At 29.0% G+C, this 11,445-nt stretch carries 10 protein-coding genes, 2 tRNA genes, 2 rRNA genes and 1 riboswitch; of the genes, 6 read left to right on the forward strand and 8 right to left on the reverse strand.

Annotated elements, in window-relative coordinates:
• Positions 1-186: 186 nt before the first annotated feature.
• The 3 genes from IO99_RS13425 to rrf (IO99_RS13435) form a co-directional block, all read right to left on the reverse strand.
• Positions 187-924, reverse strand: coding sequence for a trimeric intracellular cation channel family protein (locus tag IO99_RS13425; protein ID WP_051824125.1), 738 nt, complete (start codon positions 922-924; stop codon positions 187-189).
• Between the two features lie 89 nt (positions 925-1,013).
• Positions 1,014-1,113, reverse strand: a riboswitch (glycine riboswitch).
• Positions 1,114-1,524: 411 nt separating this feature from the next.
• Positions 1,525-1,600: transfer RNA gene (locus IO99_RS13430), tRNA-Lys, on the reverse strand.
• 5 nt (positions 1,601-1,605) lie between these two features.
• A 5S ribosomal RNA gene (gene rrf / locus IO99_RS13435) occupies positions 1,606-1,722 on the reverse strand.
• A 384-nt stretch (positions 1,723-2,106) separates the two neighbouring features.
• Between rrf (IO99_RS13435) and IO99_RS13440 the strand changes: the two genes are divergently transcribed.
• Complete coding sequence (locus IO99_RS13440) at positions 2,107-2,571, forward strand: hypothetical protein (protein ID WP_035134282.1); 465 nt, start codon at positions 2,107-2,109, stop codon at positions 2,569-2,571.
• 51 nt (positions 2,572-2,622) lie between these two features.
• Here the strand turns inward: IO99_RS13440 and cysS are convergent, their stop codons facing one another.
• Positions 2,623-4,029 (reverse strand): cysteine--tRNA ligase, encoded by a 1,407-nt coding sequence (gene cysS / locus IO99_RS13445; RefSeq protein ID WP_035134284.1) that lies wholly within the window; start codon positions 4,027-4,029, stop codon positions 2,623-2,625.
• A 483-nt stretch (positions 4,030-4,512) separates the two neighbouring features.
• Between cysS and IO99_RS13450 the strand changes: the two genes are divergently transcribed.
• Positions 4,513-6,117: an amidohydrolase gene (locus tag IO99_RS13450; protein ID WP_035134286.1), complete on the forward strand. Its 1,605-nt coding sequence runs from the start codon at positions 4,513-4,515 to the stop codon at positions 6,115-6,117.
• 82 nt (positions 6,118-6,199) lie between these two features.
• On the opposite strand, the gene IO99_RS13455 is transcribed toward IO99_RS13450, so the two are convergent.
• A complete protein-coding gene (locus IO99_RS13455) occupies positions 6,200-6,577 on the reverse strand; it encodes a hypothetical protein (RefSeq protein WP_035134288.1) in 378 nt (125 codons plus the stop codon).
• Between the two features lie 193 nt (positions 6,578-6,770).
• On the opposite strand from IO99_RS13455, the gene IO99_RS13460 reads away from it, so the two are divergent.
• From IO99_RS13460 to IO99_RS13470, 3 genes are all read left to right on the forward strand, one after another.
• On the forward strand, positions 6,771-6,995 hold the full coding sequence (locus IO99_RS13460) for a DUF378 domain-containing protein (protein WP_035134290.1): 225 nt from the start codon (positions 6,771-6,773) through the stop codon (positions 6,993-6,995).
• Between the two features lie 181 nt (positions 6,996-7,176).
• Positions 7,177-7,815 carry a DUF2284 domain-containing protein gene (locus IO99_RS13465; protein ID WP_035134292.1) on the forward strand — a complete coding sequence of 213 codons (639 nt, stop codon included), beginning with the start codon at positions 7,177-7,179 and terminating at the stop codon, positions 7,813-7,815.
• Between the two features lie 88 nt (positions 7,816-7,903).
• Positions 7,904-9,349 carry an NADP-dependent glyceraldehyde-3-phosphate dehydrogenase gene (locus IO99_RS13470; RefSeq protein ID WP_035134294.1) on the forward strand — a complete coding sequence of 482 codons (1,446 nt, stop codon included), beginning with the start codon at positions 7,904-7,906 and terminating at the stop codon, positions 9,347-9,349.
• 65 nt (positions 9,350-9,414) lie between these two features.
• On the opposite strand, the gene IO99_RS13475 is transcribed toward IO99_RS13470, so the two are convergent.
• Positions 9,415-10,116, reverse strand: a complete 702-nt coding sequence (locus IO99_RS13475; RefSeq protein WP_051824127.1) for a lysophospholipid acyltransferase family protein — start codon at positions 10,114-10,116, stop codon at positions 9,415-9,417.
• A gap of 121 nt (positions 10,117-10,237) precedes the next feature.
• Here IO99_RS13475 and IO99_RS13480 point away from each other — a divergent pair, with 121 nt between their 5' ends.
• On the forward strand, positions 10,238-11,122 hold the full coding sequence (locus IO99_RS13480; protein WP_035134297.1) for a ComEC/Rec2 family competence protein: 885 nt from the start codon (positions 10,238-10,240) through the stop codon (positions 11,120-11,122).
• 106 nt (positions 11,123-11,228) lie between these two features.
• On the opposite strand, the gene IO99_RS13485 is transcribed toward IO99_RS13480, so the two are convergent.
• Both IO99_RS13485 and rrf (IO99_RS13490) read right to left on the reverse strand, forming a co-directional pair.
• A tRNA-Asn gene (locus IO99_RS13485) sits at positions 11,229-11,303 on the reverse strand.
• Positions 11,304-11,309: 6 nt separating this feature from the next.
• Positions 11,310-11,427: ribosomal RNA gene (gene rrf / locus IO99_RS13490) — 5S ribosomal RNA — on the reverse strand.
• Positions 11,428-11,445 lie beyond the last annotated feature (18 nt).

Below are 11,445 nucleotides of genomic sequence, written 5' to 3' on the forward strand. Positions count from 1 at the left end.
TATTAAAAATTAGCTTCAATAGCTGTTCCTAATAATATAATATGTAATCATAATAATTATGTGATGTTTATTTATAAAAATATTAGAAATAAGAAGTTACTATTTTTTACAATATATCTAGTATATATATTCATATAATGTATTATTAAAATCTATATGAGCTTATTCTTTACTTAATTGTTAGCTCTATAAGCTTATATCATACTTGTCAGAATTAGATATTGGTAAATTTAATTTGAGTCTTATAGATATAGCTCTGCATAATAATATTATTGTGAAGCATACCCAAAAAGTTATATCGTAATTCACTCCATAAAAGCTAAATAAGTAAAATACCGATGCTCCAAGTATTGATGCCACGGCATAAATCTCCCTTTTAAAGATCATTGGAGTATCCTGAACAAAGGTATCCCTTAAAATTCCACCTCCAACACCTGTAATTAATCCCATACAAACTACTAAAAATATATTGCTATGAACTTGCTTAAAAGCTAAATTTGCACCTAATATTGTAAATGTAGCAAGACCAATTGAATCTAAAATTAATATTACTTTTTTTAATATAGCTATTTGCTTTCTTCTATTAGCTATTTTAAGTATTTGTTCCTCACTCATATATTTATTCCCCTGAGATTCAGAAATAATTTCTTTTCTTTTAGATGTAGTGTACATAGTAGATAGTTTGGGATATCCGTAAAAGGCCATTATAGATACCACTATACTTATAATAAAATAATTAGGATTTATAAAAGCAGCTGGTGGTGTTTGTCCTAAGGTTACATCTCTAAATATTCCACCCCCTATAGCTGTAATAATTCCTAAAAATATAACTCCAAATAAGTCTAATTTCTTTTGCATTCCTACTAAAGCTCCAGAAATTGCAAATGCAACTGTTCCAACAACTTCAAAAATAATTAATAGCATAATGTATTCTCCTCTCCATTCTCATGTAATAATATTCCAATTTAATATTTTGCAATATAAAAGGAGTAAAAAACATAATTAATAAATGCTTTTTACTCCCTGTCCTTTTATCTGAAAGATTCCCTATAAAGGTTGCTTCGTTGATGCTCTTTAATTATTAATGTAAAGAGTCTCTCCAGGGTTATGTCCTGCTATTGTATTCAACCTGAAAGTTTCAAGTTAATTAAAAGCTTGTAATTAACTCTTTCTCCTACGGTTACTTAGTCTTTAAAAAAATTAAGTATCTTCAATAACATTCATCCATACAATATTAAGTTTTATTTTCTTCCTTACTTAATTTATATGAATTTTTCATATAAATCAAGACATTTTATAATATTAAATACTAATTTGATTATCTATACGATTTCAAAATTTAAAAGCAATATACTCTATCCCTGTAATTTTCAACAGAGCTTTTTCCATACTTAGAACCGGTTGTCCTTTAGGAGCAATGGTTATCCATGGACCTAACTCCTCTTTACTCTCACTTTGAAAGAGATAGGAGTAAAGAGCTTGTAATCATACTATAAAAAAAACACCTTATAAAATAAGGTGTTTTGGTGGCTCACCGGGGGATCGAACCCCGGACACCATGATTAAAAGTCATGTGCTCTACCGACTGAGCTAGTGAACCAAACTACCTGGCAATAACCTATCCTTCCACACAGCCTCCCGTGCAGTACTTTTGGCTCTTTGAAGCTTAACCGTCGTGTTCGGCATGGTTACGGGTGTTACCTTCAAGATATGCTTACCAGATAAGTACATAGACAGTATAATTATCTTTGTACTTCCACAAACTAAATAAGTTTGTCTTTAATGAAGAATTTTTTAATTCTTCATTAGCATTGCGATAATACTACTAACTTAGTTGTTGATATACGGATATTGCTCATATAGAAAAAGTCTGCAATATCATCGCCCAGTTAAGAAAACAACTGTTTTCTTTATCATCGAATACTTTCAATGACTTTTATTATTTTACTCGATTATTTATTCCATGTCAATAATATTATCTATATTTTTACCCATTTTTTTGGCTATATGTATTTTGCCATAGTTGAAATCACATATAAAATGAATATATATATAATCTATTTAATATACTTAATATATGAATTTTAAATTTCCAAGGAGTATTTTATGGAGGATATAAGCAAAATATCTACTAGCATAGACAATTTAACAGCACTAATATCATCTAGTCTAGATAAAATAAATGAAAGTTCTTCAGAATCTGCTTCTGATCCCAGCACTTTACTTTCTCTTAAAAGTGAGTTGCTTTCTTTAACTGAAATTACTACTAGCCTAAATGTTCTAAAAACTCAGCTTAACTTATTAGCTCTTAAGGATTATGAAGTTTTATATGTAGCTAATTGTATATCGCCTTTGCTTCAAATATTAATTCAGCTTTCTAATACTTCTTATCTAACTATGGGCACAACACAATTATTAAATAATTCTACTATCACTAAAAGAAAAACCTCTAAATTGAAAAAAGCTGAAAAAACCGCCTATAAAATTCTAGAGCAAATTAACTGTATATATCCTGTATTGGAATGTAGAATATATAACTTTATTAATAACATATGCAATTGTGAGGATTAACAAAAACACATGGAGTTACTTTCAAATTCACCCCATGTGTTTTTATTTTATTTACTTTACTCTCCAAGAAGTTCCTTCTTTACTATCTAACACTTCTATATTCATATCTAATAACTGTGCTCTAATTTCATCTGATCTTTTATAGTTTTTTTCTTTTCTTGCAATATTTCTTTCTTCAATAAGATGATTTATTAGTTTCTCATCAACTTCAATAACCTCTTTTTCAATAGTCATTAAATTAAGTGAGAAAACTTTATCAAAATCTTCAATTAAAAATGCTTTTTCTTTATTATTTAATTCACCATCTTTTATAACCTCATTAAGCACTGTAAATGCATTGGCTATATTTAAATCATCACTTATTTGAGTTTTAAACTTTTCTTGATATCCGCTAATAAGTTCTTTATTGATATTATTGGTTTCATCAATATTAGTTAATATAGTCCCTATTTTTTTCTTTAATGCCTTATAGCCATTTTGAGCATCTTTTAGACTTTCAAAACTAAATACCAGTTGTTTTCTATACTTAGATTGTAAGCAGAAATATCTATAATCTAAAGGACTAAATCCTTCTTCTTCAAGTTTAGATACTGTTAAAAAGTCTCCGCTTGATTTAGACATTTTGCCTCCATCTAATACTAAGAATTCTCCATGAACCCAGTAATTTACCCATTTATGACCTAAAGCAGCTTCTGATTGAGCAATTTCATTTGTATGGTGAACTGGTATATGATCTATTCCACCACAGTGAATATCAATATTCTCACCTAAGTATTTAATACTCATGGTTGAGCACTCTAAGTGCCATCCTGGAAATCCTCTACCCCAAGGAGAATCCCATTGCATTATTTGATTGGAGAATTTAGAATTTGTAAACCATAGTACAAAATCTAAAGGATTCTTCTTATTTGGATCTATTTCTATTCTACTACCAGCTTCTAACTCATCTATACTGAGATTTGCAAGCTTTGTATAATCTTCAAATTTATCTATTTCAAAATATACATTTCCATTTGATTCATATGTGTAACCACGTTCTTCAAGCTTTTGAACAAATTTGATCATATCCTCTATGTGTTCTGTTGCTCTACATATCACTGTTGGTTTTTTTACGTTTAGCTTTTTACAATCTTCAAAAAAAGCATCTTCATAAAATTTTGCGATTTCCCATACTGTTTTATGCTCACGACTTGCACCTAGAGCCATTTTATCTTCACCTTCATCTCCATCTGATTGAAGATGACCTACATCTGTTACATTCATAACATGCTTAACTTTATAACCTACATACTCTAAGGATTTTTTTAATGCATCCTCAAATATATAAGTTCTTAAGTTTCCTATATGGGCATAATTGTAGACAGTAGGGCCACAAGTATACATTCCAATTTTATTTTTATTGGCAGGAATAAATTCTTCTTTATTTCTAGTCATGGTGTTGTATAAATAAAAACTCATCTCATGTCTCCTTTACATATTTCTTATAACTAATGTTTTAATGATAATTACTGTTCTGTAACTTATCTATATAATGTATGCTTAACTATATTTATACTTTACATAACATTAAACTGTTCTTATTCTAAATCATATTAGTATAAAATATAAAAAACTACAGAACCAACTGTAGCTTAAATAACGATTAAAATTTATATCAATTATTAATTACATTATTATAGCCCAGTAGTATCTTGTTAAATTATACATATGTTACAACAGCAACAACAACATCTACACATAATAATGCTCTCCTTTAAAATAATTTATATTTAAATTTTATCATATAATAATAATTTTACAAGTTATATGTATAAATAACCTTACAATTTATTTAAAATTTCTCAACAACTAAAACCTTTACAAGCTTTAAAGAGGATTTTATATTATTCTAAAGAATAACTATATATATTATGTAACAATATTATAATAGGTGGTGATTATATGTCTATAGAGATATACGTTAATGGAAATGTTATATCCTTGGATAACAATAAGGTTTATGAAGCCTTTGCTGTGAGAGATGGAAAGTTTCTAGCAGTAGGATGTAATAAAGATTTACTGTCATTATTTTCTAAAGAGGATTACAAAGTTACAGATTTAAAAGGCAATACTGTAGTTCCAGGTTTTAATGATGCTCATATGCATCTACTTAATTATGGGTTTCAAAAGACTGCAGTAAGGCTAAATAACTTATCCTCCATAGATGAAATGATTAGTGTTGTGAAGTCTTATATTAATAAAAACAATATTCCAAAGGATACATACATAATTTCTAGAGGTTGGAATGATAACTATTTTAAAGAACAACGACTTCCTAATAGATATGATCTGGATAAAATCTCCTGTGATCATCCAATTATATTTTCTAGAATATGTGGTCACATAGGGGTAATTAACTCAAAAGCTATTGAACTCTTAGATATAGATAAAATGAAAGAAAATCCTACTGGTGGTGCTATAGATAGAGAAAATGGAGTTCCTACTGGAATTCTTCGTGAAAATGCTTTAAATATTGCACTTAGTAAGGTTCCTCCCACTTCTGTGGAAGAAATAAAAGCTTCTCTTCGTAGCGCCTTTGATGACTTAATTCAATGTGGCATAACCTCTGTTCAAACTGAAGACTTAACACACTGTAGAAGTTTACCTAATTTAATTCAAAGTTATAGAGAGTTAGAAGAAGAAGGCAACCTCCCTGTAAGAATTACTCTTCAGCTATGCCTTAATACTGATGAATTATTAGAGGAAGCCAATAGTTTTGGTTTGAAGTCAAAGGTAGGTAGTGATTTTCTTAAGGTTGGAGGTCTTAAACTTTTTCAAGATGGCTCTTTAGGTGCTCGTACTGCAGCTATGATAGACAACTATGAGGATACTCCTGATAATGGTATTAGTATTTATTCTCAAGAGGATTTAGATAGTTTTGTTACTAAGGGTTTTAAACAAGGATTTCAAATTATTATCCATGGTATTGGAGATAGAGCTTGTGAAATGATATTAAACTCCTATGAAAAAATTTCTAAAGATACTGAGGATAATCTTAGACCTGTTATAGTTCACTGTCAATTTACTAATGAGGATTTGTTAGATAGATTCAAGGAGCTCAATGTAATAGCTAATGTACAACCAGCATTTGTTATGAGTGATTATCCTATAGTTGAAAAAGCTGTAGGCAAAGCTAGAACTAAAAGTAGTTATGCCTTTAATTCTATGATACAGAAAGGCATTCCTGTAGCCTTTAGCTCTGATGCTCCTATTGAAAGTTTTAATATAATCCAAGGAATCTACGGAGCTGTAAATAGAACAGATTTAAATAATAAACCTGTAGGTGGCTTTAATATTAATGAAGGTGTTACCCCTTTAGATGCTTTAAAAGCTTATACTACGGGACCTAGTTACATGTCCTTTGATGAAGATATAAAAGGTAAAATTAAAGTAAATTATCTAGCTGATTTTGTAGTTTTATCTCAAGATATAACCGCTGTACCTAAAAACAAAATTAAAGAAACCAAAATTTTAGAAACCTATGTTAATGGAATAAAGGTTTTATAGCATATTTATAAAAAAATAAAGAAAAGGATGTAAGTATTCAATTATACTTGCATCCTTTTCTTTATCTAATTCAATTATATTTTTATTTATTATTAGGATTATTTTTAACTCTATTAGGTTTTGCCTTTGGTTTTATTACTATATCATTTTTATTACTCTTAGGTTTATTATAAGCAGCCTTGGCAATTTTATTTTGAGTCTTAGACATGAAGCCACACAAATCCCAAAACCATAGAAATAATATAACGAATATACCTGGTATTACATAATTTGTTACTAACACTGGTAATGTTGTAAATACTAGTGGTGGTACTACAAACACAATAAAAGCCATTATAAGTACTAACCATTTGTTTATTTTTATTTTATTAAATACAAATTTCTTTAGTAAAGCATATATACCTAATACTATAATTGAAAATAATAAAATACTTCCTAAAAATATTAATACATTTTTCATAAAATTCCTTCTTTCAAATATATTGTAACTAAATAGTATTATATAATATATATCTATAAAAATGTACTTACTATAACAGATTTTTAATATGTTCACAAAATATTAACAATAGGATTTTTTATGATTTTTTGTTTAAAATTTAAAACTAATGGTAATACTATCAACTGTAATCTATTTAAAAGGAGATGTTTTTATGAAAGTATTAGACTCAATTGCACTAATTTTAGTTATTGTTGGTGCGGTAAACTGGGGCCTAATAGGATTATTCCAATTTGACTTAGTTGCAATTTTATTTGCAGGTTCTAGTGCCTTCGGTGCTATAAGCACATTTAGTAGAATTGTTTATGCCATAGTAGGATTAGCAGGTCTTTATGCTATATCATTCTTTGCAAAGAGTAAATATACTGATGTGGAATAATTTCTAAAGCCGCAATTGCGGCTTTTTTATTTTATAATTTTATAGGATTTATTTCGTTTTTAATTTATAATAGTTTAGATAGGTTGGCAATAGCATAATATAATTTAAATAAATTTTTTAACTTATATAAAAATGCTCTATGCCTAAATATCCTATGAAAAACTTAGCTGAGGTGTTAAAAATGATAAAATATATTTCTTATAATGTTAAAAAGTGTAGTATTGATAAATTATTAAAGTATTATACTCCTGAGATAGTAAATAAATACTGCGAAAGTTGTAATAAATTTAATAAGGTATGGTCTTGTCCTCCACTCTCTTTTAGTGATTTAGAATATGTTTCTAAGTTCAAATATTGTTATGTAATTAGTGGTAAAACCTATATAAACCAAATTCCAAAGGAAGAACTAAATAATATTGTTACCTACTCTCTAAGTAAATATAGTGATATAAGTAATAGCACTGATGAATTTACTAATACTTTTAATGGTCTTTATTATAGTTTTAGAGAATTTAATGATAATAAAATACTCTCCTTAGAATCTTATTATAATGACAGCATTGCACTATTTTCTGGAAGATGCCTAATTTGCAACAACTGCTCCCGTAGTAATAACATGGCTTGTATATTCCCAAGGAAATTAAGATATTCATTAGAAGGTCTTGGGTTTGATGTATGTGGAATAGTGGAAAATATTATTAATGATAAAATTCAATGGAGCAGTAACTCAACACCAGAATATGTAACCTGCGTATCTGGATTGCTTTCCAATTTAGATATTTCTGAAGATAAAATTTTGCAAATATTGAATAGTAATTAAAACTTAATATTCTATTTCTGGTATTTAAACTTACCTCTTTGATAATAATATTATTAATAAATAAAAATATGAAAGAGGTGGTTTTTCTTTGTTCAAATGTGTAAAGAAAGAAAATCATTACTGTAATTTAGTAAATGGTCAATGGATGACAACTGAAAATACTATAGATATTTTTTCTCCTAGCGATAACTCATTAATAGGTACTATACCTCAAATGAGTCAAGACGATGTGGATAAGATAATAAAGTATGCTAAAGAAAGCCAAAATTCCTGGAGTGATGTGCCTGTAAGTAAACGTTCTGAAATCTTACATAAAGCAGCAACTTTGCTTGAAGAAAATTGTGATGAATTATCTAAAGTTCTTATGATGGAAATAGGCAAAGATATTAATTCCTCTATTTCTGAAGTAAAGCGTACTGCAGATTTTATAAGATTTACTGCAGATGCTGGTAAAAATCTAGAAGGAGAAACAATAGCTGCTGATACTTTCCCAGGATTTAAAAAAAATAAGATGAGTCTAGTTCAAAGAGTGCCTATAGGCTTAGTCCTTGCTATATCACCTTTTAACTATCCAATTAACCTATCAGCTTCCAAGATTGCTCCTGCCTTAGTTGGTGGTAATAGTGTTATTCTTAAACCTCCAACACAGGGTGCTGTAAGTGCTCTTCATCTTATTAGGATATTTCAAGAAGCAGGTGTTCCTGATGGAGTAATAAATTCAGTTACTGGTAAATCTTCTGAAATAGGTGACTATCTGGTTACTAACGACAATATAAACTTTATCAACTTTACCGGTTCTACAGAAGTAGGTAAGCATATAGCTAAAATTGCTGGTATGGTACCTATGATTATGGAGCTTGGTGGAAAGGATGCTGCCATTGTACTAAAAGATGCTGATTTAGATGATACAGCTAGAGAAATTGTTTCAGGTGCATATAGTTATTCTGGCCAAAGATGTACAGCTATTAAACGTGTATTAGTTACAGAAGATGTTGCCGATGAATTATCCTCTAAAATCTTGGAACAAGTAAAAAAACTTACCATCGGTACTCCTGAATCTGGAGCTAAAGTCACTCCTTTAATTGATAAAAAATCTGCTGATTTTGTTGAAGAGCTTATTCAAGATGCCTTAAGTAAAGGTGCAAAATTACTATATGGTAATAAGCGAGAGGGTAACTTACTACACCCAACTCTTTTTGATATGGTAACTAGTGATATGCGTATTGCATGGGAAGAACCTTTTGGTCCTGTACTACCTATAATTAGAGTAAAGGATAAAGATGAAGCAATTGAAATTGCTAATAAGTCTCAATATGGACTTCAATCTAGTGTATTTACAAGAAATATTAATGATGCCTTCTATGTAGCTAACAAATTAGAGGTGGGGGCTGTTCAAATAAATAATAAATCTGAAAGAGGACCAGATCACTTCCCATTCTCTGGTGTTAAAGCTTCGGGTATGGGTACTCAAGGTATAAAATATAGTATTGAAGCTATGACTAGACTTAAATCCATAGTATTAACCATAGACTAAATTTAGCTTAATAAAAAGCTTCAAAGAAATTTTCTTTGAAGCTTTTTATTTATATTTTATATATTCTAATCTTGTGGTCTTGCTATTATCCCTCTACATATCTCAGATAAATTAGCTTTTTCCTCTTTACTCAAGTCCTCCATATAAATTGGTTTATGGAAAATAATTTGAGCTCTTAAATCTTCTGGCTCTCCCTCTAATCCCTTATAGGTTCCATTTACCGTAATTGGTATCACTGGTACATTAGCCTTAACTGCAAGTTTTAGGCTTCCCTTTTTAAAATCACCTACACCCTTGTCTTTATTTCTTGTACCTTCTGGAAATATAAGCATAGATCTGCCACTTTTTATTATTTCTATAGCTTGAAGGATTGCCTTTAAACCTTCCCGTCCATTTTCTCTATCTAAAAATACACATCCTAATTCCTTCATCCAATAGGATATAACCGGTACTTTCTTCATTTCGATTTTAGCCACAGCTCCTGCAGTATCTTTTATATTCATCATTATTACAGGTATATCTAGCATACTTTGGTGATTTGAAACATAAACACATGTTTGATTTAATAAGTTTTCACTACCTACAACATGAACTTTTAATTCAGAATATTTAATTGTAGCAGCAGCCCAGTCCTTCTCTAAATTATATAAGTATTCTTCCCTTTTTTCTTCTGTTAATTTATTTTTACATATTGAATATGTAATTCTTTTAATGGCAATTTCAAGCATTTTAAAAGAAAATTTTATTCCAAATCTTAATTTTCTCAAATAATTCACGTCCTTTTTTAATGTTTACATTTAATTATATCAATAATATGTATTCTGGTGAAGTATATATTGAAATTTTGTCAATACTTTATATATTACATGTACTACTTAAGGAGGTCTCATGAAAAAATTTTATAAAAGCAATAGAACTCTATTTATATTATCTATAATATTTTTTGTATCCTTTTTTTTACTAGGTTATACTAGCAAAAATAGTATTAATACTAAATTGAAGGATTCAGAAACTAGGATACATTTTATAAATGTTGGCCAAGGGGATTCTATTCTTATTGAGAATAATAATTTTAATATTTTAATAGATAGTGGACCAAATAGCGCTAAAGACACTTTAATTTCTTATCTTAAAAAATATAAAATTAAAAAATTAGATTACCTTATTGCATCTCATCCTCACGAAGATCATATTGGTTCTATGGATGATATAGTTAATAAATTTTATATAGAAGAGTTTATTATGCCTAAAGTTTTATCCACAGATAAGAATTTTTCTAACTTAGTAAACGCACTTAAAAGTAAAGGACTTACAATTAGAAATATTAATGACAATCTTAAAATTCAACTTTCAGAGGATAATTATATAGATTTTCTATGGACTGGTGATATCTCCGATGATAATTTAAACAATCATTCTATAGTAATAAAATATATAAATAAAAATACCTCATTTTTATTTACTGGAGATATGGAAGAAGAAGTTGAAAATATTTTATTATCTAGTAAAAAATCTTTAGAATCTACTGTATTAAAAGTAGCACACCATGGAAGTAAGACTTCATCTTCCAAAGGATTTTTATCTAAAGTAAACCCTAGAATAGCTGTAATAAGTTGTGGCATGGGAAATGATTTTGGTCATCCTCATAAAAATACTTTAAAAGCATTGGAAAATCTAAATTCTAAAATACTTAGGACTGATATAAATGGCAACATTATAATAAAAACAAATAATGATAAATTAATGATATCTACTGAACATGAAGGTAGCTAATATTAAAAGTATGCAACATAGCTAATATTTAATTAATAGCTATGTTGCATACTTTTCAAATATATTATCAAAAAATAAAAAAAGCCTTACTTTGTAAGACTAAAAATGGCTCCGCGAAGAGGATTCGAACCTCCAACCTATCGGTTAACAGCCGAGTGCTCCACCGTTGAGCTATCGCGGAACATTGACCTGGCAACAACCTACCCTCCCACACAGCTTCCCGTGCAGTACTATCGGCCTCTTGATGCTTAACCTTCGTGTTCGGTATGGGAACGGGTGTATCCATCAAAAGCATAATTACCAGATTAAATTTTCTATAAGCT

It is taken from the genome of Clostridium sulfidigenes, assembly GCF_000732635.1.
GTDB classification, from domain to species: Bacteria; Bacillota; Clostridia; order Clostridiales; family Clostridiaceae; genus Clostridium_J; species Clostridium_J sulfidigenes.